The organism is Mesorhizobium sp. M8A.F.Ca.ET.161.01.1.1 (assembly GCF_004792105.1).
Taxonomy (GTDB): domain Bacteria; phylum Pseudomonadota; class Alphaproteobacteria; order Rhizobiales; family Rhizobiaceae; genus Mesorhizobium.
In genome coordinates, this window is sequence record NZ_SRTD01000005.1 from 60,095 (window position 1) to 81,540 (window position 21,446).

General features: G+C 64.6%; 18 protein-coding genes and 1 riboswitch. Of the genes, 9 read left to right on the forward strand and 9 right to left on the reverse strand.

The annotated features are described in order from the left end of the window. The first annotated feature begins 194 nt into the window (after positions 1-194). Both EN804_RS14485 and EN804_RS14490 read left to right on the forward strand, forming a co-directional pair. Positions 195-1,493 (forward strand): adenylosuccinate synthase, encoded by a 1,299-nt coding sequence (locus EN804_RS14485; RefSeq protein ID WP_135919937.1) that lies wholly within the window; start codon positions 195-197, stop codon positions 1,491-1,493. Positions 1,494-1,568: 75 nt separating this feature from the next. Further along, positions 1,569-3,314: a hypothetical protein gene (locus tag EN804_RS14490; protein WP_135919939.1), complete on the forward strand. Its 1,746-nt coding sequence runs from the start codon at positions 1,569-1,571 to the stop codon at positions 3,312-3,314. 26 nt (positions 3,315-3,340) lie between these two features. Here EN804_RS14490 and EN804_RS14495 read toward each other — a convergent pair whose 3' ends face one another. The 4 genes from EN804_RS14495 to EN804_RS14510 all read right to left on the reverse strand — a co-directional run bounded on the left by EN804_RS14495 (position 3,341) and on the right by EN804_RS14510 (position 6,432). Further along, a complete protein-coding gene (locus EN804_RS14495; protein WP_127279501.1) occupies positions 3,341-3,640 on the reverse strand; it encodes a CcdB family protein in 300 nt (99 codons plus the stop codon). Continuing rightward, positions 3,640-3,882 carry a type II toxin-antitoxin system CcdA family antitoxin gene (locus tag EN804_RS14500; protein ID WP_127279502.1) on the reverse strand — a complete coding sequence of 81 codons (243 nt, stop codon included), beginning with the start codon at positions 3,880-3,882 and terminating at the stop codon, positions 3,640-3,642. Before EN804_RS14500 ends, EN804_RS14495 begins: the two co-directional genes overlap by 1 nt. 86 nt (positions 3,883-3,968) lie before the next feature. Next, positions 3,969-5,786: an ABC-F family ATP-binding cassette domain-containing protein gene (locus tag EN804_RS14505; protein WP_135919941.1), complete on the reverse strand. Its 1,818-nt coding sequence runs from the start codon at positions 5,784-5,786 to the stop codon at positions 3,969-3,971. Position 5,787: 1 nt separating this feature from the next. Next, positions 5,788-6,432, reverse strand: a complete 645-nt coding sequence (locus EN804_RS14510; protein ID WP_135919943.1) for a thiamine diphosphokinase — start codon at positions 6,430-6,432, stop codon at positions 5,788-5,790. An 86-nt stretch (positions 6,433-6,518) separates the two neighbouring features. After that, positions 6,519-6,633, forward strand: a riboswitch (TPP riboswitch). Positions 6,634-6,676: 43 nt separating this feature from the next. Between EN804_RS14510 and thiB the strand changes: the two genes are divergently transcribed. From thiB to EN804_RS14535, 4 genes are all read left to right on the forward strand, one after another. Continuing rightward, the gene (thiB, locus tag EN804_RS14515) at positions 6,677-7,675 is read left to right on the forward strand and encodes a thiamine ABC transporter substrate binding subunit (RefSeq protein WP_135919945.1); all 999 of its coding nucleotides are present in this window, start codon (positions 6,677-6,679) and stop codon (positions 7,673-7,675) included. A gap of 224 nt (positions 7,676-7,899) precedes the next feature. Beyond that, the gene (gene thiP, locus EN804_RS14525) at positions 7,900-9,519 is read left to right on the forward strand and encodes a thiamine/thiamine pyrophosphate ABC transporter permease (protein ID WP_135919947.1); all 1,620 of its coding nucleotides are present in this window, start codon (positions 7,900-7,902) and stop codon (positions 9,517-9,519) included. Beyond that, positions 9,512-10,288, forward strand: coding sequence for a thiamine ABC transporter ATP-binding protein (thiQ, locus tag EN804_RS14530; RefSeq protein WP_135882176.1), 777 nt, complete (start codon positions 9,512-9,514; stop codon positions 10,286-10,288). Before thiP ends, thiQ begins: the two co-directional genes overlap by 8 nt. 231 nt (positions 10,289-10,519) lie before the next feature. Beyond that, a complete protein-coding gene (locus tag EN804_RS14535; RefSeq protein ID WP_023784820.1) occupies positions 10,520-11,989 on the forward strand; it encodes a M48 family metalloprotease in 1,470 nt (489 codons plus the stop codon). A 15-nt stretch (positions 11,990-12,004) separates the two neighbouring features. On the opposite strand, the gene EN804_RS14540 is transcribed toward EN804_RS14535, so the two are convergent. Further along, entirely contained in the window at positions 12,005-12,868 is an 864-nt protein-coding gene (locus EN804_RS14540) for an RNA polymerase factor sigma-32 (protein WP_127279395.1), read from the reverse strand. A 311-nt stretch (positions 12,869-13,179) separates the two neighbouring features. On the opposite strand from EN804_RS14540, the gene EN804_RS14545 reads away from it, so the two are divergent. The 3 genes from EN804_RS14545 (at position 13,180) to EN804_RS14555 (ending at position 15,538) form a co-directional block, all read left to right on the forward strand. Next, positions 13,180-13,953 (forward strand): amino acid ABC transporter substrate-binding protein, encoded by a 774-nt coding sequence (locus tag EN804_RS14545; RefSeq protein ID WP_135863173.1) that lies wholly within the window; start codon positions 13,180-13,182, stop codon positions 13,951-13,953. A gap of 137 nt (positions 13,954-14,090) precedes the next feature. Further along, entirely contained in the window at positions 14,091-14,771 is a 681-nt protein-coding gene (locus EN804_RS14550) for an amino acid ABC transporter permease (RefSeq protein ID WP_135919949.1), read from the forward strand. Beyond that, on the forward strand, positions 14,768-15,538 hold the full coding sequence (locus EN804_RS14555; protein ID WP_135882174.1) for an amino acid ABC transporter ATP-binding protein: 771 nt from the start codon (positions 14,768-14,770) through the stop codon (positions 15,536-15,538). Before EN804_RS14550 ends, EN804_RS14555 begins: the two co-directional genes overlap by 4 nt. Positions 15,539-15,617: 79 nt before the next feature. Here the strand turns inward: EN804_RS14555 and EN804_RS14560 are convergent, their stop codons facing one another. The 4 genes from EN804_RS14560 to EN804_RS14575 form a co-directional block, all read right to left on the reverse strand. Continuing rightward, positions 15,618-16,199 carry a CarD family transcriptional regulator gene (locus tag EN804_RS14560; RefSeq protein WP_006327799.1) on the reverse strand — a complete coding sequence of 194 codons (582 nt, stop codon included), beginning with the start codon at positions 16,197-16,199 and terminating at the stop codon, positions 15,618-15,620. Positions 16,200-16,568: 369 nt separating this feature from the next. Beyond that, entirely contained in the window at positions 16,569-16,907 is a 339-nt protein-coding gene (gene fdxA, locus EN804_RS14565) for a ferredoxin FdxA (RefSeq protein ID WP_095089463.1), read from the reverse strand. A gap of 235 nt (positions 16,908-17,142) precedes the next feature. Further along, positions 17,143-17,529, reverse strand: coding sequence for an RNA-binding S4 domain-containing protein (locus EN804_RS14570; protein WP_135919951.1), 387 nt, complete (start codon positions 17,527-17,529; stop codon positions 17,143-17,145). Between the two features lie 13 nt (positions 17,530-17,542). Then, complete coding sequence (locus EN804_RS14575; RefSeq protein ID WP_135919954.1) at positions 17,543-20,959, reverse strand: helicase-related protein; 3,417 nt, start codon at positions 20,957-20,959, stop codon at positions 17,543-17,545. Between the last annotated feature and the right edge of the window lie 487 nt (positions 20,960-21,446).

Genomic DNA, 21,446 nt, shown 5'->3' on the forward strand with positions numbered 1-21,446 from the left:
GGGATGGGCCGCAGTGTTTGCCGGCCTATTGCCCCCGTCAGCCCAAGTAAATGATGTCAAAGCCGAAAATTGTTGTGCCTCAGGGCGTTTTCGGCGGCAAAGAAAGGTCGCACTCGCGAGGTCTTGACGCTATAGAGGCCTGTCGTTTCGAACCATATCCAAGCCGCGCTGCGGCGTCTCAAGGGAAAAGAAACATGGCCAATGTGGTGGTCGTCGGCTCGCAGTGGGGCGACGAAGGCAAGGGCAAGATCGTCGACTGGCTGTCGGAGCGCGCCGATGTCGTCGTGCGTTTCCAGGGCGGCCACAATGCCGGCCACACGCTGGTCGTCGACGGCAAGGTCTACAAGCTGTCGCTGCTGCCTTCCGGCGTCGTGCGGGAAGGCAAGCTGTCCATCATCGGCAATGGCGTGGTCTTCGATCCGCATGCTTTCGTCGCCGAAGTGGAGAAACTGAAGGGCCAAGGCGTGGACGTGACGCCGGATCGCCTGAAAATAGCCGAAAACACGGCGCTTATCCTGTCCGTACACCGGGAGCTGGACGGATTCCGCGAGGATGCCGCTTCGAATTCCGGAACGAAGATTGGCACGACCCGGCGCGGGATCGGCCCCGCCTACGAGGACAAGGTGGGCCGCCGCGCGGTTCGGGTGATGGATCTGGCGGATTTGGAAACTTTGCCCCTGAAGGTCGACAGGCTGCTGACGCACCACAATGCGCTGCGTCGCGGGCTCGGCCATGGCGAAGTCGCGCATGACGCGATCATGCAGGAATTGACCTCGGTCGCGAACGACATCCTCCCCTACATGGACCGCGTCTGGAAGGTGCTCGACGACAAGCGCCGCGCCGGCGAGCGCATCCTGTTCGAGGGCGCGCAAGGCACGCTGCTCGACATCGACCACGGCACCTATCCGTTCGTGACCTCGTCCAACACGGTCGCCGGACAGGCGGCCGCCGGCTCCGGCGTCGGTCCGGGCGCCATCGGCTACGTGCTCGGCATCACCAAGGCCTACACCACGCGGGTCGGCGAAGGTCCGTTCCCGACCGAGCAGAAGAACGAGATCGGCGAGTTCCTCGGCACGCGCGGCCATGAATTCGGTGTCGTCACCGGGCGCAAGCGCCGCTGCGGCTGGTTCGACGCGGTGCTGGTGCGCCAGGCGGTTGCCGTCAACGGCATCAAGGGCATCGCGCTGACCAAGCTCGACGTGCTCGACGGGCTGGACGAGATCAAGGTCTGTACCGGCTACAGGCTCGACGGCGAGACGATCGACTATCTGCCGGCAAGCCAGGGCGCGCAGGCCCGCGTGGAACCCATCTACGAAACGCTGGAAGGCTGGAAAGGCACCACCGCCGGCGCGCGCAGCTGGAACGATCTACCGGCCCAGGCGGTCAAATATGTCCGGTACATAGAGGAGTTGATCGGCGCGCCGGTCGCACTCCTCTCCACCAGCCCGGAACGGGACGACACGATACTTGTGACCGATCCGTTTCAAGACTAGTTTCTGAAGCCTTTCCGGGCATCGCGGCTGATTTGCGGGGGCCGGCGCGGAGGCAAACTACAGGTCGACTGAAGCATGGCAGATTTCGTTGCTGTTCTGAAAAACGCGTTCGAGAAGCACGGCGACGAGACGCCCGAGAAGCGTGCGCGCATCTATAACAGCGTTCGCGCCATGCTGGCGAAGAAGCTTGCGGAATATTCGCCGCCGCTGGCTCCCGAGGCCATAGACAAGCAGAAACGCTCGCTGGACGACGCCATTGCCGGCGTCGAGCGGGACTACGTCAAGAGTGTGCCGGAGACGGACCCGCTCGCGGAACTGGAGCACATCTTTTCCTCCATCGACCGCAACAAGAACCAGTCGAGCCACGTCAAGCAGCCGGCCAAGGCCGAATCGATTCCCGCTCCGTCCCCGTATCGGCAGGCGCCTGTCGCGGCCAGCCCGGAGCCGTACAAGCCGGCGCAGCCCGTGGCGAACCCCGAACCCAACCGGCCTGCTCCAGCGGTCAAGGTCGAGCCAGCCTGGCAAAGGTCGACGCCGGTCCAGCCCGCTCCGGACTTTTCGGAGAAGACCTTGCCGGGAATGGACGCGGATCGGGACGACGACCAGGACGATGTCTTTGCCAATGACGAAGCGCCGGCGGGCGCCGACACTTTCGAGCGTTTGCGCCCAGCTGAACGCAGGCGCGGCTATGGCGGACTGATCGCCGCCGTCGTCGCGTTGCTGGTCGTTGCCGGCGGCGGTTACGGCATCTGGCTGAACAAGGATGCCTTCGGCAAGATGCTGGGCCTGGGCGGCAGCAAGGTTGTTGCCAAGACCGAACCGGTGAAAACGGCGCCGGCCAAGCCGGCGACCGATGCCGCGGCCACGCCACCGGCGCCCGCGACCGGCGCCGAAGGCACGAAATTCACGCAGCGGCTGACGCCTGAAGGCGGCGAAACCGATCCCGGCCCGGGCGGTGGACAAAGCGGCATAGGCGAGGGTGAATCCGTCGCCGCGCTGACGACGCCGCCAACGGCAACGAATGCGCCGGCCACGGCCGCGCCGGCGGTTCCCGCGCCGGCTGCCAATACGCCCGCTGCCGCCACGCCCGCGGCAGGCGCGCCTGCTGCGACCACGCCTGCGGCGGGCACCCCGCCCACGACACCACCCGCCAACGGAACCGCGCCCGCGGCGCCGGCCGATGCCGCCGCCACGCCGCCGCCCGCGCCGGCGGGCGCCGCTCCGGCGGCTCCGGCTCCGGCCGCGGCTGCGGCGCAAAGCTCGGTTCCGGTCGGCCAGAAGGCGATCTTCTACGAGGAGCGCACCAGCACCGCGCAGGGTTCGGCCGAGCCCGGCAGCATCGTCTGGTCGCTGGTGCAGGAATCGCCCGGCGGCGACCTGCCGCCAGAGCCTGCGATCCGTGCCGAGGCGACCATTCCCGGCAAGGACATCCAGTTGCGCATGACCATCCGCCGCAACACCGACCAGACCCTGCCGGCGAGCCATATCATCGAGATGATCTTCCTGACGCCCGACGGCTTCGAGGGCGGCGGCGTCGACAACATACTGCGGGTCGCCATGAAGAGCTCGGAACAGGATGCCGGCAGCCCGCTGATCGGCATCCCGGCCAAGATCGCCGACGGCTTCTTCCTGGTCGCGCTCAACGACACCAAGGCCGATGAAGACGCCAACATGACCTTGCTGCGCGGCCAGGACTGGATCGACGTACCGGTCGTCTACAAGACCGGACGGCGGGCATTGCTGACCATGGAAAAGGGCATTCCCGGCGAGAAGGTGTTCGACGAGGCGATCAAGGCCTGGCAAGCGAAAACGGCGGGCTGAGCAGACGGCGTAACGGCGGCCTTCGATCAGAAACCCTGGAACAGCATGTCGAGCGCGGCGACGATCTCGTCGTGATGTTTCGTCAAGTTCAGCCGACTTTCACCCAATTCGCTTGCCGGAACGGTAGCAATCAGGTGTGTCGCCATAACCAGCTTCCGGCCGTTGATGTCGAAGATCGGATGAAGCTTTCGCATCGGCGGCGGCACCGTTGCGAACGGCAGAAGGGGGACGACTACCCGCGTCCTGAAATTGTCGAGCAGATCGGATTGAACGTCGAGCAAATAGTTGCCTTCGACGCGACCGGCGAAGACATCATAGCGGGGCATCAGAACTGCCGGTACTCTTCCAACGGGACGCCATGTTTCTCGATGTAGTCGTTCCACGACTCCATCGTGGCGCGGTTCTCTAGCTTCCATAGCCGCGTTTTTTCGGCCGCCACCGCTTCCGCGATGCCGGCCTCCGCGGCGCGCGAGACATTCACATCAAGCCCTTTGGCTTCCCGCATGAGATTTGAGTCGATCGACAGATTTGCTGGCTGACGGACCGCATTCAAGGCAATCTTACGCATGGTGGGCCTCCGCGACATGCGCATAATATATGCGCATTCCGATATGGAAGGCAATAAAATCAAGCTGCCCCGATCGCGGGCGGAACCTACCCTTCCATCTCTTCCCGCAGCATCTCCAGTTCCAGCCATTCCTCTTCCAATGCGGCCAAGGTGGCGCGCTCCTTGTCGAGGGCGGCGATGGTCTTCTGGAACGAGGCCGGGTCGCGCTCGTAATAGGCCGGGTCGGAGATGTTGTTTTCCAGCCGCGAGATCGACGCTGTCACGGCCTCGATCTTCTTGGGCAAGGAGTCCAGCGCGAACTTCTGCTTGAACGACAGTTTTTTGGCCGGCCCTTTTGCTACGGCAGGTTCTGCCTTGGTGGTCGGCGCGTCGCCGGCGTCTGCCTTGGCGCGCGCCTTGCGGTCGTCGAGCCGGGTGCCGCCGCGCTGCGCCAGCATGTCGGAATAGCCGCCGGCATATTCAATCCAGCGGCCACCACCGTCCGGCGCGATGACGCTGGTGACGGTGCGGTCGAGGAAATCGCGATCGTGGCTGACCAGGATGACGGTGCCGGCGAACCCGGCGACCAGTTCCTGCAGCAGTTCCAGCGTCTCCATGTCGAGATCGTTGGTCGGCTCATCAAGTACCAGCAGGTTCGCCGGGCGCGCCAGCACGCGCGCCAGGATCAGCCGCGCTCGCTCGCCGCCGGACAGCTCGCGCACCGGCGTGCGCGCCTGCTCCGGCTTGAACAGAAAATCCTTCATGTAGGAGACGACATGGCGCTGCTCGCCATTGATGACCAGGTTCTCGCCGCGCCCGTCGGTGAGATATTGCGCCAGCGTCTCCTGCGGGTCGACCGCCTCGCGCTTCTGGTCGAGCGTGGCGATCTCCAGATTCGTGCCGAGCCGTATCGAACCAGCGTCCGGCGCCAATTCGCCGGTCAGCATCTTCAGAAGCGTCGTCTTGCCGGCGCCGTTCGGTCCGACGAGGCCGACGCGGTCACCGCGCTGGATGCGGGTCGAGAACCCCTTGACGACGGTGAGGTCGCCAAAGCTCTTCTCTATGTTTTTCGCCTCGATCACCAGCTTGCCGGATTCGGCCGCGTCGCTGGCCACCATTGTCGCGGTGCCCTCGGCGCCGCGATGGCCGCGAAAGCGCTGGCGCATGGTCTGCAGTTCGCCGAGACGTCGCATGTTGCGCTTGCGCCGTGCCGTCACGCCGTAGCGCAGCCAGTGCTCCTCGCGCACGATCTGGCGGCCGAGCTTGTGCTGCTCGCGCTCTTCCTCCTCCAGCACGAGGTCGCGCCATTCCTCGAAATGGCCAAAGCCCTTGTCCAACCGGCGGGTCTGGCCACGGTCGAGCCAGACGGTGGCACGCGACACACGCTCGAGGAAGCGGCGGTCGTGCGAGATCACGATGAGCGCCGAGGAAGTCCGGACGAGTTCCTCTTCCAGCCATTCGATCACCGACAGATCAAGATGGTTAGTCGGCTCATCAAGAAGCAGGATGTCGGGCTCCGGCGCCATGACGCGGGCAAGGGCGGCGCGCCTGGCCTCGCCGCCGGACAGGTCTGCCGGCCGCTCCTCGCCTGACAGGCCGAGATGCTCCATCAGATAGCTGGCGCGGTAGGGATCGTCGGCCGGGCCGAGTCCGGCCTCGACATAGGCCCGCACATTGGCAAAGCCGTCCATGTCGGGCATCTGGGGCAGGTAACGCACCGTTGCCGAAGGCTGGCGGAACACCTCGCCGTCCTGCGGTTCGATCAGGCCGGCGGCGATCTTGAGCAGCGTCGACTTGCCGGACCCGTTGCGGCCGACCAGCGCGATCTTGTCGCCGGTCGACGCGGTCAGGGCGGCGCCATCGAGCAGCGGCGTGCCGCCAAAAGTCAGTCTTATCCCGTCGAGATTGAGAAGGGGCGGGGCCATGTCAGCTTTCGGGCAATGGATAGGGATGGGCGAGCAGCAGCGCGCGGCCGTGGCCGAGCGCGATGTCGAGGCGGCCCTTGACCTCGTTGGAAATGGTCAGCGACGATCCGAAAGCCACCTCGACCTTGTCGAGCGGCCATTTGGCGCCGGTGACGGTCAGGCCGGAGAGTTCGGAAAAGCCGAGAATAGAAAATAGCGTGCCGTCGGCATAATCGAAGCTGGCCCTGCCGTTGAGCAAGGGGACACCCTCCTGGGCGCCGCTGGTCAAAAGCACATCCGTTCCGGCCTCGGCCAGCCGCAGGCCAAGCGCCAGATGCAGAAAGGCGTGATCGGCGCGCTTGCCGCCGAAGGCGCCCGCCAGCGCAAGGCGGGTCGCTCCACGCTCCAGTGCGGCCGCGATTGCCAGTTCGCCGTCGGTCTTGTCCTTTTCCGTCGGGAAGGTTTGCTGGGGCACGGCGGCGAGATGGGCGGGCAGATCGGCCGGAACCGAATCGAAATCACCGACCCACAATTCCGGCACGAGGCCCAGCATCCGCGCATGACCGATGCCGGCGTCGGCGGCGATCACGCGCGAGCCTTCGACCTGGCGGTCGAGCCGGGGCGTGCGGAGGAGATCGCCGCCAAGCAGGATGGTGAATGTGCTCATATCCCGTCGCCTTACCAGCCCGGCACGGGAAACGGAAGGCGGCAAACTCCCACTTGCGTGTCCCACCCGCCGGGCCTATGTGTCGAAACGCTCTAACGGGGTGCCGGACGCGAATTTCGCGGGCCGGCTGAGAGGCAGTCTCGCCAACCCGCTGAACCTGATCCGGTTTGTACCGGCGGAGGGATTAGACGTTTCGGACAGTCCGACGCCTCAATTCCTTTCAACGCAAACGAAGGAGGCGCCGATGCGCACGTTTTTATATTCTCTCATCGCAGCCACGGCGGTGACGCTGTCCGGGCCGGCCTTGGCCAAGGACAAGCTCACGGTCTACACCTATGAGAGCTTCACTGCCGACTGGGGTCCAGGCCCCGTGGTGAAGAAGGAATTCGAGGCCGAATGCGGCTGCGATGTCGAGTTCGTCTCGGTCGCCGACGGCGTGGCGCTGCTCAACCGCGTCAAGCTGGAAGGCGCTTCGACCAAGGCCGACATCGTGCTCGGCCTCGACACCAATCTCACCGCCGATGCCAAGGCCTCCGGCCTGTTCGCGCCGCATGGCGCGGTGAGCGATGTCAACGTGCCGGGCGGCTGGAGCGACGATACTTTTGTTCCCTTCGACTACGGCTATTTCGCCGTCGTCTACGATACGCAAAAGCTGAAGTCGCCGCCGAAAAGCTTGAAGGAGCTGGTCGAGGGCAGCGCCGACGACAAGATCGTCATCCAGGACCCGCGCACCTCGACGCCCGGTCTCGGCCTGCTGCTCTGGGTGAAGTCGGTCTATGGCGATAAGGCGCCGGAGGCCTGGGCCAAGCTCAAGACCAAGGTGCTGACCGTGACGCCGGGCTGGAGCGAGGCCTATGGCCTGTTCACCAAGGGCGAGGCGCCGATGGTGCTTTCCTACACCACCTCCCCGGCCTACCATATGGTCGCCGAGAACACCGAGCGTTACCAGGCGGCGTCTTTCGAAGAGGGCGAGTATCTGCAGATCGAGGTCGCCGGCATCACCACGACCGGAGCCAAGAACCCGCTGGCGGAAAAATTCATGGCCTTCATGACCGGACCGAAATTCCAGGACGCCATCCCCGAGACCAACTGGATGTTCCCGGCCGGCAAGACCGACAAGCCGCTCAACCCAGCCTTCGACAAACTGGTCAAGCCGACCAAGACCCTGCTGTTCAGCCCGGACGAGGTCGCGGCCAACCGCAAGGCCTGGGTGGATGAATGGCTGGCGGTGATGAGCAAGTAGTTGGCTGTATGATCCGAAGATGAATGCTCTACGGCGCCCCCCTCTGTCCTGCCGGACATCTCCCCCGCTTGGGGGGAGATTGGCTGTCATCGGCGATTTCGCCAATCGCCAACATTGCAGGAATGAGCTGGGCGCCGGAGCTGCTAATCTCCCCCCTCGTGGGGGAGATGTCCGACGGGACAGAGGGGGGCGCGAAGGAACGCGACGCACGTTAAAGGCCTTTCGTGCAACCCGCGTCTGATCCCCGCATTACCGCCGGCAGCGTAGCGCTGGCGGCGATCGCGCTCTTGATCGGCGGCGCGTTTGCCGGGCTGCTTGTCGAAGGCGCACACGACCTCTCCGGCGCCTGGGCGGCCTTCGACCCTTATCTGTTGCGCGTCGTGCGCTTCACACTCTGGCAGGCGGCCCTGTCAACGCTGCTCTCCGTCGGGCCGGCCCTGTTCGTGGCGCGGGCGCTGTCGCGGCATCCACGGTTTTTCGGCCGCGCCTTCATTCTGCAGCTCTTCGCCGTGCCGTTGGCGCTGCCGGCGATCGTCGCGGCGCTCGGCATTCTGGCGCTTTATGGCCGTGCCGGCTATTTCGCCGGCCTGTTCAACTGGGTTGGCGGCCAGGGCTGGCCGGGCATCTACGGCCTCTCCGGCATTCTCGTCGCCCATGTCTTCTTCAACCTGCCGCTGGCCACCCGCCTGTTCCTCGAGGCGCTGCAGACCATCCCCTCCGACCAGTGGCGGCTGGCGAGCCAGCTCGGCATGGCGGCGCGGCCGGCGTTCCGGTTGATCGAATGGCCAACACTGCGCGCCGCCATGCCCGGCGTCGCCGGGCTCGTCTTCATGCTCTGCATCACATCCTTCACCATCGTGCTGACGCTTGGCGGCGGGCCGGCCGCGACGACGCTCGAAGTCGGCATCTATCAGGCCTTGCGCTTCGATTTCGATCCCGCGAGGGCTGTCGCGCTGACATTGCTGCAGATCGCCTTGACCTTCATCGTGGTGCTGGCGCTGACGCGGCTCGGCGCCAATGTCGTCGGCGACACCAACCTGCCGGTCGCGCCGCGCCGCTATCTCTCCGTCAACGGCACCGAAGCCACACTGAATGCCTTGCTCATCGGATTGGCGCTGCTGGTCGTCGCGGGACCGATGGCGGCGACCGTGATCGCCGGATTGAGCGCCGATCTCGACCGGCTGGCCGGCGAGACCGCTGTCCGGCAGGCGACACTCACCAGCGCCGTGCTCGGCTTCCTTTCGGCGCTGCTTTCGGTGATGCTCTCGTTGGCATTGACAATGGCGCGGCGGGCGCTGGCATCGAACCGCCGCTCCGGCCCAATGACACTGCTCGAACACGCCACCGATACCGGCGCCGGCTTTGTGCTGGTCGTGCCGCCGATCGTCGTCGGCGCCGGTTGGTTCCTTCTGTTGCGCCACGTCGGCGACGTCTTTGCCATCGCCCCGCTCATGGTCGTCACCGTCAACGCTGTCATGGCGATGCCTTTCGCGCTGCGCGCCATCCGCCCCGCCTATGATGCGGCAAGCGAGCGCCACGAACGGCTCTGCGCACAGCTCGGCATTTCCGGCTGGGCAAGGCTGAAGCTGGTCGACTGGCCGTCGCTGCGGCGGCCGCTCGCCACCGCCTTCGCGTTCGCCATGGCGCTGTCGCTTGGCGATCTCGGCGTCATCGCCCTGTTCGGCAGTGATTCCGTACAGACCTTGCCCTACCTTCTCCTGGCGCGCATGGGCAGCTACCGCACCCAGGACGCCGCCGGCCTGGCGTTGTTGCTGGGCCTTGTCTGCCTGGTACTGGTGCTGGCAGCGGACCGGCTGGGAAAGGGGATGGCCCGCGATGTCTGACGGTGCGGCTGACGCCAAAGGGGTTCCGGTGCGGCTGGACAAGGTCTCGTTCAGTTATGGCGAGGCATTGTTCGCTTTCGATGTCGAGTTCACCGCGACGCAAATCACTGCCATCATGGGGCCAAGCGGTTCGGGAAAGTCGACGCTGCTCAATCTGGTGGCCGGATTCGAGATGCCGAGATCCGGCCGCGTGCTGATCGGCGGGGGCGATGTCAGTGGTGAGCCGCCGGCCGTGCGTCCGGTGTCGATGGTGTTTCAGGAGAACAATCTTTTCGCGCATCTTTCCGTCGAGCAGAATGTCGGGCTCGGCCGTTCGCCATCGTTGCGGCTGACCGATACCGACCACGCCGATATCGCGGGCGCCCTTGCGCGCACCGGTCTTGCCGGCAAGGAGAAGCGGCTGCCGCGCGAACTTTCGGGCGGTGAGCGCCAGCGCGTCGCCCTGGCTCGCGTGCTGGTGCGTGACCGCCCGGTGCTGCTGCTCGACGAACCCTTCGCCTCGCTTGGGCCCGCCTTGCGCGACGACATGCTCGACCTGGTTGCCGGCCTTCATGCCGAGCGTGGCATGACGGTGCTGTTCGTCACGCACCAGCCGCAGGATGCCCGCCGCATCGGCCAGAAGGTGGTGTTTCTGGACAATGGCGCCGTCGCCGCCACAGGCACGGCGGACGATTTCTTTGCCGGGGCTGGTCCAGAGGCGTTCCGGCGCTATATCGGTGCGGGTGCCGGGGATGCCTTATCACGAGATATTGCCCGGAAGCGGACATAATTTACGCTCAAACCGGCCCGAGGCGATGTGGCGCTTGCTTGCCATGACTGGAGTAGTGTGGCTAGGTCCGCTCGATACCGTCCGGCACAGGCCGTGATTTGCCTACAGCATCTGCTGCCCGCCCCGAGGGGCGCGTGACGGACGCTGTAGCAGTTTGTTTTGCGCATGGCATGATCATGCGCAAGGACCTGAAAGGAAGCCATTCTGGCGATCGGCGTTGACAGGCTACGAATGAACCCGCTGGCGCGCTTCCTGGCGCTGGCTGGCTTTGCCGTGGCGCTGGCGAGCTGCCAGATGTTCACGCCTCCGGAGGTCCAGGAATCCGGCTTCCAGCCTTCCGACAAGCCGATCACGGTGGACAATGTCGCCGCCAACAACAAGCTAGCCGAACTCGCCAAGGCGCAGCATCCGCGCATCCTGGCGACCTATGGTGGCGAATATTCCGATCCCAAGCTCGAGCGCATGGTCGCCAAGGTGGTCGGCAATTTGACCGTGGTGTCGGCCAACCCGACCCAGACCTATCGCATCACCATCCTCAATTCGCCCAACGTCAACGCCTTCGCGCTGCCGGGCGGCTATCTCTACATAACGCGCGGCCTCTTGGCGCTGGCCAATGATTCGTCCGAGCTCGCCGCTGTCATCGCGCATGAAATGGGACACGTCACCGCCAATCATGGCCTGCAGCGCCAGCAGTTGGAGGCCGAGGAAGGCCTTGCGACCAAGGTCGTCTCGGATGTGCTCGGCGACAGCCCGACCGCCAAGGCAGCACTGATCCGCGGCAAGCTCAGGTTGGCGCAGTTCTCGCGCAACCAGGAACTGGAGGCGGACGCCATCGGCATCAAGTCGATCGGCGAAGCCGGCTACGATCCCTATGCCGCCGGCCGGTTCCTGCAGTCGATGTCGGCCTACACCGATTTCCGCTCGATCAGCGGCGCCACCGACGCCAGCCTCGACTTCCTTGCCACCCATCCCAACACGCCACAGCGCATCGATCTGGCACAGCGCCACGCCCGCCAGTTCGGCGCGCCCGGCTTCGGCACGCGCGACCGCGATTCCTTCCTCGCCGGCATAGACGGCCTGCTTTACGGCGACACGCCGGAAGAAGGCTATGTGCGCGGCGAGACCTTCCTGCATCCGGGCCTCGGCGTGTCGTTCACGGTGCCGGACGGTTTCATCATCGACAATTCGGCGGCAGCGGTGACGGCGACCGGTCCTGGCGACATAGCGATCCGCTTCGATGGCGTTTCGATCGACAAGAACCGCGCCTTGACCGACTATATCAGAAGCGGCTGGGTGGCTGGCCTCGACGACAGCACTGTCAAGCAGGAAACCATCAACGGCAATGAGGCGGCGACCGCGCATGCCGGCGCCGAAGGCTGGCAGTTCGATATCGCGGTGATCCGCGCCGGCGGCCAGGTTTACCGATTGCTGACCGCGGCGCCCTCGGCCAGCACCTCGCTGGAAACGGTGGCGCGCTCGGTCAGCGGCTCCTTCCGCATTCTCAGTCCCGCCGAAAAGGCGGCCCTGAAGCCACTGCATATCCGTGTGCTTACGGTACAGCCGGGACAGACCATGGGCTCGCTTGCCGCGCAGATGGTGGGCGTCGACCGCAAGCTCGACCTGTTCCGCGTGCTCAATGCGTTGTCGCCGGGGGCAGCGGTTTCGGCCGGCGACAAGGTCAAGATCGTCACCGACAAGTAGCGCCCGTTGCGCGAATCAGGCGGCGGTCGCCATGAATTCGGGATTCTGCTTCACCAGCGCGACCTTGAGCTTTTCCATCGCGCGGGCCTCGATCTGGCGGACGCGTTCCTTGGAAATGCCGAGCGTCTCGCCGAGTGCCTCGAGCGTGGCGCCCTCGTCGGTCAGCCGGCGTTCCTCGATGATGCGGAGTTCGCGGGCGTTGAGAGCTTGAAGCGCCTCCCTCAGCCAAAGCGAGCGGCGCGCGACGTCGATCTTGTCGCCGACAATCTCGTCGGGCAGGGGATCGTCGGAGACCAGGAAATCCATCCGCTCGGTCGCCCCCGCATCGTCGGCAAGCGGCACGTTGAGCGAGGAGTCCGGGGCGGAGAGGCGTGAATCCATCAGCGCCACATCAGCCTCGGAGACACCAAGCGCAACCGACACCTCGCGGTAGAGGGTTGTGTTGGAGAGCGGTTCGGCGCCGTTCGCGAGGCGCGCACGCAGGCGCCTGAGATTGAAGAACAGGGCCTTTTGCGCCGAACTGGTGCCGCCGCGCACGATCGACCAGTTGCGCAGGATGTAATCCTGCATCGAAGCGCGAATCCACCACGTCGCGTAGGTCGAAAACCGTACCTCGCGCTCAGGCTCGAAGCGGGCCGCGGCCTCGAGCAGGCCGACATGACCTTCCTGGATCAGGTCGCCAAGCGGCAGGCCGTAGTGACGGAATTTCGAGGCCATGGAAATGACCAGCCGCATATGGGCAACGGTGATGCTGTGCAATGCGTTCTGGTCGTTGTCTTCTTTCCAGAGCAATGCAAGCCGATGCTCCTCGTCGCGCTCGAGGTAGGGCGCCCTCATTGCCGCGCGGACCATGACCCGACCTGCCGTGTCTTCCATCATAAGGCGCTCCCTGGCTCAGGCGATACGGATGACAGGCACCGGCTTGAAATGACGGCGTCGTGCCCTAGAACAGCCAAAACTGCCGTGCGCGGGAAAGGTTCCGCTGGCGCGGGCAGGCGAGCGATGAGATCCGGGCAATTTCGGCACGGCTGCCCGGAACTCTGAATGCTGCAGAGAAATTCCTTTTAGAGTATTCGATTTCTGGAATTGGCCCTCTTTGAAATTTCATTCCTTATTTTTTCGACCCGCATCTGTCATTTTCCAGCCCTCACAACATGCCTGACATCAGGCCAAGGACGGATCACAGAAAAATGAAATGGCTCAAGTCACTCATCATCGCCGGAACGCTGCAGGCCCTGGCGGTCGCATCGGGCCATGCCGGCGCCAATCTCGACGAGATCAAGCAGGCCGGCGTCATCAAGGTCGGTACGGAAGGCACTTACGCGCCTTTCACCTACCATGATGCATCCGGAGCGCTGGTCGGCTTCGACGTCGAAATCGCCAAGGCGATCGCCGACAAGCTTGGCGTCAAGGCGCAGTTCCTCGAGGGCAAGTGGGACGGCCTGATCGCCGGCCTCGATGTCAAGCGCTACGACGCCGTCATCAACGAAGTCGGCATCACCGATGCCCGCAAGGCCAAGTACGATTTCTCCGATCCCTACATCGCCTCCAAGGCGGTGCTGATCGTGCGCGGCGACAACACCGACATCAAGACCTTCGCCGATCTCAAGGGCAAGAAGTCGGCGCAGTCGCTGACCTCCAATTTCGGCAAGCTGGCCGAGTCGAATGGCGCCGAACTGGTCGGCACCGACGGCTTCGACCAGTCGATCCAGCTGCTTTTGACCGGCCGCGCCGACGCCACCATCAATGACAGCCTGTCGTTCCTCGACTTCAAGAAGCACAAGCCCGACGCCAATGTGAAGATCGCCGCCCAGGAAGAGAATGCCGATTATTCCGGCGTCATCGTGCGCAAGGGCGATCCGGAGCTGGTCGCGGCCATCAACAAGGCGCTGGCCGACATCAAGGCCGACGGTACCTATCAGAAGATCGCCGACACCTATTTCGGCCAGGACGTGTCGAAGTAATTCATAAAGCGGGGCCGGTCGTCGCCCCGCGGCCCATCCAGCGGCGAGCCGTTTTTGACGGCTCGCCGCTTTTGTCGTGATATGGCTGACGCATTCGCGCTTCGATGACGCCGCTTGTTCATTCCGGAGGATTTTTCGTGCCGCACTGGCTGCAACTGATGCTGGAGTCGCTGCCCTCGCTGCTGTGGGCAGCGTTGATCTTCACCGTGCCGCTGACGCTGCTGTCTTTCGTGCTCGCCCTGACGGTGGGGTTGGGCGCGGCGCTCGGCCGGCTGTTCGGCCCGAAGCCGCTGGTGGCGCTCGTGCGCTTCTATGTCTGGATCTTCCGCGGCACGCCGCTGCTGGTGCAGCTGTTCCTGATCTTCTACGGCCTGCCTTCGGTCGGCATCCTGCTCGATGCCTTTACCGCGGCGCTGATCGGCTTCACCCTCAACATCGGCGCCTACACGTCGGAAATCATCCGCGCGGCGATAGGCTCGGTGCCGAAAGGCCAGTGGGAGGCCGGCTACTCGATCGGCATGACCTGGAGCCAGGCGATGCGGCGCACCATCCTGCCGCAAGCCGGCCGGGTGGCGGTGCCGCCGCTCTCCAACACTTTCATCTCGCTGGTCAAGGACACGTCGCTGGCCGCCGCCATCACCGTGCCGGAGATGTTCCAGGCAGCGCAGCGTATCGTTGCCACCACCTATGAGCCGCTCATCCTCTATGTCGAGGCTGCGATCCTCTATCTGGCGATGAGTTCGGTGCTGTCGGCCTTGCAGACGCGGCTGGAGGAGCGGCTCAACCGCTATGGCGGCTTCCTGGAGGCACGCTCATGATCGGCCTCACCAACATCGAAAAACGCTTCGGCGAAAATCTCGTGCTGAAAGGGGTGACGGTTGCCATCGCCGAGGGCAGCGTCACAGCCCTTGTCGGTCCTTCGGGTGGGGGAAAAAGCACGCTGCTGCGCTGCATCAACCTCCTGGAGATCCCGACCTCGGGCACGGTGCGGATCGGCGACGAGATGCTCGAGTTCCGCCCGGGCGGAAAGGTGCCGGCGGCGGACATAAGGCGTCTGCGCCTGCAGACCGGCATGGTGTTCCAAAATTTCCAGCTGTTTCCGCATCGCACCGCTATCGAAAATGTCATGGAAGGTTTGGTCACGGTGCTCAAATGGTCGCCCCAGAGGGCACATGAACGGGCGCTCGCGCTGCTGGAGAAGGTCGGCATGGCCCACAAGGCGGATGCCTGGCCGGCGACGCTGTCGGGTGGCCAGCAACAGCGCGTGGCGATCGCCCGGGCGCTGGCGCCGTCGCCCAAGGTGCTGCTGTGCGACGAACCGACTTCGGCACTCGACCCGGAATTGGCGCAGGAGGTGGTCGATGTGCTTAGCCAGCTCGCCAGCGAGGGAACGACCATGGTGATAGCGACGCATGATTTGCGCCTGGCTTCCAAGATCGCCCAGGAAGCGGTGTTCCTCGATGCCGGCGTCATTGTCGAGCAGGGGCCATCCGCCACGCTGTTCGGCAATCCGGAGCGCGAAAGGACAAAGCGGTTCATCGCCACGCTGAAGCAGGAGGCGGCGGAGAAGGAGGCCGGCGCATAGACGCGGCAATCTCCGGCAATCTTAAAGACAAAAAACCCGGCACGAGGCCGGGTTTTTCGTTAACTCGAAAGCGAAAAGCTCAGGCAGCCTCTTCCTGCTCGGCTTCCTCATTGTCGGCCTTGGCGCCACGCTTGGGGCCCTTGTTGAGATTGACCTCGATCAGGCGCACGGCTTCGGTTTCCGACATGCGGTTGACAGCCGCGATCTCGCGGGCCATGCGGTCGAGCGCCGCTTCATAGAGCTGGCGTTCGGAATAGGACTGCTCCGGCTGGTTGTCGGCGCGGTAGAGGTCGCGCACGACTTCCGAGATCGAGATCAAGTCGCCCGAATTGATCTTGGCATCATATTCCTGGGCACGGCGCGACCACATGGTGCGCTTGACGCGGGCGCGACCCTGCACGACCTTCAGCGCGCGCTCGACATAATCCTCTTCCGACAGCTTGCGCATGCCGATGGAGGTCGCCTTGGCGACCGGCACCTTGAGCCGCATCTTGTCCTTCTGGAAGTCGATGACGAACAGTTCCAGCTTGTGGCCAGCCACTTCCTGCTCGTCGATCGAGACGATCTGGCCGACGCCATGCGCCGGATAGACGATGTACTCGCCGGTCTTGAAACCGTGACGCGCGGCCGTGGACTTCTTCTGCGGGGTGATCGTTGCCATTACGCCCTGAACTCCTTGTTGTGGGCCGGCGGCGGTGCCGGCTGAACTCACGTGATCGGGGTCACCGATCATTAGCCGCACAACAGATGAACCCACCGGAAAAGCCGGGACCGGCAAACCGCACGAATTGCGACCGCCTGGCCCAGATCGCTCTGGTCCGGAATGGGATTTTCACCTTTCAGTGATTTGGGGCGTCTGCGCCATAAATCGACGTTGTGTCACCGGCATGTTTCGCTGATGTAACACAAAAAGTCGGAAGAATCAAGGTTTTGCTGCGTAAGCGAAGGCCACAACCAATCGCCGCCTGTCAAGGCGGTTAATCCGACGTGCTTGTTACGCTACGTCATACAAGCCTTTACGGCGGTGTTGTCAATCGCCTTCGCCGGGCTCGGCGGAGAAGTATTTCTCGAACTTGCCGGCCTCACCGTCGAAGCTCTTGGCGTCGGCCGGCGGCTCCTTCTTGGCGGTGATGTTCGGCCATTTCTCGGCATATTCGGTGTTGATCTGCAGCCATTTGTCAAGGCCGGACTCGGTGTCGGGCTTGATCGCGTCGGCCGGGCATTCCGGTTCGCAGACGCCGCAGTCGATGCACTCGTCGGGATGGATGACGAGCATGTTCTCGCCTTCGTAGAAACAGTCGACCGGACAGACCTCGATGCAGTCCATATATTTGCATTTGATGCAGTTGTCGGTCACGACATAGGTCATCGGTCGGCTCCGGGATGTCCCGTTTTTGTTGGCTTTTTTTGTGAGGTAACGCCTTTATCGGCTGCTTGCAAGGGTGGCCGTTCCCAGGGGCATCAGGGTTTGGGAATGGAATTCCAGGTGGGCGGCGCCGCGAAGCCCCGGCATGCCCCACCGGCCGTCCTGTTTGCCGCTCCCGGTTCTGCTTTTTGTTTGCCGCTGCCCTCGGGCAACGCCCCTCCGCGGTCGGTCGAACGGCTCAATCTTCGTCGAGCAATCGGTCGGTCTGGCGGCGCTCTTTTTTGGTCGGGCGGCCGCTGCCTGCCTCCCGCAACGCCGGGATGGCATCGGGAAGGGCGTCAGCCTTGGGTGCGGGCGGCGGCGACATGTCTTCATAAAGAGTGCGGGCTTCCTCGGCCGGGCCGCGCCGCACTCCGGCGCCGAGCACCTTCCAGACGAAGATATGCCGGTCGAGCGTGATGGTCAGCACGTCGCCCGGCTTGACCAGATCGGATGCCTGCGCTGCTTTGTCGCGATTGATGCGCACGCGGCCGGCGACCACCAATTTAGCCGCCAGCGAGCGCGATTTCACCGCACGCGAAAAGAACAGCCATTTGTCGATGCGCTGGCGGCCTTCAGCAACCATCGAAGCGCCGAGCCTACTTCTTTAGTTGGTCGCGCAAGGCGGCGAGCTTGGCGAAGGGGGAATCCGGATCGAAGCGCACCGGGCGCTCCTCGCGCGGCTTGGGTTGGAAGGCGGGCTTTCCGCCCCCCTTGCCTTCCGGCCTGCCGCCCTTCCAGTCCGGGCGGCCTTCACGGCGCTCGGGACGATCGCCTTGCGGGCGGCCATCGCGGCGCTGCTCGCCGTCACCTTGCGGCTTGGGCTTGAACTTCGAGCGGTCGAAGCGCGGCTTGCCGGCGCCGTCGCGGCGTCCTTCATGGGCGGGACGGTCCGTGGGCGTGCCTGTTGCCGGTGCGCCGCCGGCATCGGCCGACGCGTTGCCTCGGCCACGCGCTTGTCCGTTTTGCGGGCGGTTGTTGCGGCCGTCGCGATGACGCGGACGCTGGTCAAAGCGGCCTTGGCGCCACAACAGGATCGGCTTTGGCGCTTCGGCTTCCGGCACCGTTTCGCCGACGGCTTGCGCCACCGCAACGGATTCGGCTGCTTCCGTCGGCGCGGGGGCCCCGACGGCCGGCTCCGCCGCCGCGGGGGCCCCGACGGCCGGCTCCGCCGCCGCGGCGTCCTCTTCTGGGGGCGCGGCGTCAATCTCGGCAGTCTCAGCTTCGGCCCGCGACTCAACCGGCGCCGGCTCGACGGGTTCAACGGCGGCTTCGGCTACAGGCGCCTCTTCGCCCCCTGCAACGTCAGCCGTGGCTTCCGCCTGCTCTTGCACGGCAGCTTCCGTCGGCGCGTCTGCCGCGATTTCGGCCGCAACCTCCATCGCCGCGGCGGCTGCCGCATCCGGCACCGGTTCCGATCCTTCGGCGGCTGGCGCTGCCGCCTCTTCCGCCGCCTCGGCCTGTTCCGCGCGGGCTGCCTCCGCGGCTGCCTGCTTGGCCGCGGCGGCTTCCCGCGCGGCAGTATCCTGCGCTTCCAGCCGCGCCTTGACGTCCGCCGCCGGCTTCGGCTCGGCGCGATAGCCGAGACCCTTGAGAATCTCTTCCATGTCGTCGGCGGTGGCGCCGAGGATCGACATCATCGGCGGCGTCACCATGAAGGACTGGCCGTCATAGGCGCCGTCCGGTCGCTGGCCGAGGCCGGGCTTCCAGTTGGTCGCCGGGCGGATCAGGTCAGCCAGCCGCTCGAGAATGTCGATGCGAACGGCGCGGCGGCCGAGATTGCGGTAGCCGGCAAGCTTGTAGAACGCCTTGTCGAAGGCCGGATCGATCACCACCGAGGTGCGGCCCGATGCCAGCGCATGGACGACGTCGCCGAAGCCGGGCTTGTCCTTGCCGTCGTTCTTCAGCGCCCACAGCAAGGTCACCAGTCCGGCGGGCGCCGGTTTGATCAGCGCCGGCACGAAGACGTGGTAGGCACCGAAGCGCACGCCGAGCCGGCGAAGCGCCGCGCGGCCTTCCTGGTCGAGCGACTTCATCTCCTCGGCGATGTCGCGGCGATTGATGAGGCCGAAATTCTCGACCAGCTGGAAGGCGATGCCGCGGCCGATACCGGAAATCTGATCGGCATTTTTCAAGTCGACCAGCGGCTTCAGCAGGGATTCGATCTGGAAATTGACGAAGCGCTCGGCGCGCGCGGCGACCTTGTCGCGCGCCGGTCCGGTGAGCTGTTCGTCGGCCAGCAGCACCAGGCGCGGCTTCAGCGCGTCCTCGCCCGAAACCAGCGTGCCGATCGGCGCGCCGATCCAGCGCAGCGTGCCGTCCGAACCGAGCGCGAGATCGCCATTGGCGCAGGCGCCGAAGCGCTCCGCGCGTGCATCGAATTCGGCGGCCAGCGCCTTTTGCGCGGCCGTGCGCACGGCCTTGGCGTCTTCGCCGCCGGCGGTCTGGTCGGCGGTGAAGCGGAACCCTTGCAACTCGCCGACGTGATGGCCTTCGACAAGGACGGTTCCGGTAGGACTGATTTCGGCTTCAGGCATGGTATTTTCTCTAAGGCGCCGCATGAGGACGGAAGTCCTGCGGTCTACGAAGCGTTTCGTCAACCGCTCATGCAGCGCATCCGACAATCTGTCTTCGATTTCGCGCGTCTTTTCCTGCCAGTGTGCCTGATCGGCCAGCCAGCCGGGCCGGTTCGACACGAATGTCCAGGTGCGGATCTGGGCGATGCGGTGCGACAGCGTGTCGATATCGCCCTCGGTGGTGTCGGCGCGGCGCACCTGCTCGGCCATATAGTTCTCGTCGACATGACCATGCCGGGCGAGGTCCATGTAGATCGAGGCGATGAGGTCGGCATGCTGGGCGGGCGCGATCTTGCGATAATCCGGCAGCGCGCAGGCTTCCCACAGCAACGCCACGCGCTTGGCATTGGTTGCGAGCGCGCGGATGCCTTCGTCGCGGGAGAGATGTTCGAGCGCCTGGGCATCGACGGCCGGAAGGGCGCGCGTCAGGCCCTCGACCGGGGCGTTGGTTTCGATCGAGCGCTTCAGCGTATCGAGGCTGGCGAAATCGAATTGGGCGGTGCGCCACTGCAGCACCTTCACCGGGTCGAAGTCATGGCTCTCGATCTTCTGGACCAGATCCTCGTCCAGCGGGTCAACCTGCCCGGTGACTCCGAACGTGCCGTCGCGCAGATGCCGGCCGGCGCGGCCGGCGATCTGGCCGAGTTCGGCCGCCGTCAAATTGCGGTACTGGTAGCCGTCGAACTTGCGGTTCTGGGCAAAGGCGACATGGTCGAGGTCGAGGTTGAGACCCATGCCGATCGCGTCGGTGGCAATGAGATAGTCGACATCGCCCGACTGGAACAGCGCCACCTGGGCATTGCGGGTGCGAGGCGACAGCGCGCCCAGAACCACCGCCGCACCGCCCTGCTGGCGCCGGATCAGCTCGGCGATGGCGTAGACCTCGTCGGCGGAGAAGGCGACGATCGCGGTGCGCCGTGGCAGGCGCGTCAGTTTCTTGGAACCGGCATAAGCCAGATGCGACAGGCGCGGCCGCGTCACCACCGAGACGCCTTTCAGCAGCCGCTGGAGGATGCCGTGCATGGTGGCCGCGCCGAGCAGCAGCGTTTCCTGGCGGCCGCGCAGGTGCAGGATACGGTCGGTGAAGATATGGCCACGCTCGAGGTCGCCGGCCAGTTGCACCTCGTCGATGGCGACGAACGCGGCGTCGGTCTCGCGCGGCATGGCTTCGACGGTGCAGACCGAATATTTGGCGCCCGGCGGCTGGATCTTCTCCTCGCCGGTGATGAGCGCCACCTTGTGGGCGCCCACCTTTTCGCAGACGCGTGTGTAGACCTCCCGGGCCAGCAGCCTCAGCGGCAGGCCGATGACGCCGGTTTCGTGCGCCACCATGCGCTCGATGGCGAGATGGGTCTTGCCCGTGTTGGTCGGCCCAAGCACGGCGGTCACGTCGCGGCCCGACAGGATCAGCGGCTCGGTATGTTTCTGCTGGATGTTCATCGGCTCGGAAATAAGGCTTTCTCGCCTCTCGTTGTCGGGAGCGTGCCTGGACGGCGCGTATGACAGCCGACACATAGGGATTTCGGGCGCGAAGCGAAAGCGGAATGTTCCGCCCGGGTTCCGAAGACGCCCGTGTCAGCCCGCAAATCAGTTCCTGCTTAACAGTTGGAACGAGTCTGGAACGAATCAGCGACGAATCGGTGACTCCGTCAGATTCAGCTTTTGTTCACGGCTAGATATGGATTTTGCGACCATGAGTCTCACCACATGCTGAATCAGAAAACTGGCCCGTTTTATGCTAGGCGAACCTCTCTGTTAACTTTCGCCTGTGAACGAGGTCGGGGGCTCGATGCGCACTGCTCAAGATTATGAAATTGTTAATCTTTCTGAATTGTGGGTTAAGAAACTATGGGTGATCTCGGCCTATTAATGTTAACTTCCGCTCAAAGCCGGAACGAATCGGCGACAAAACAGCGTCAGCGCTATT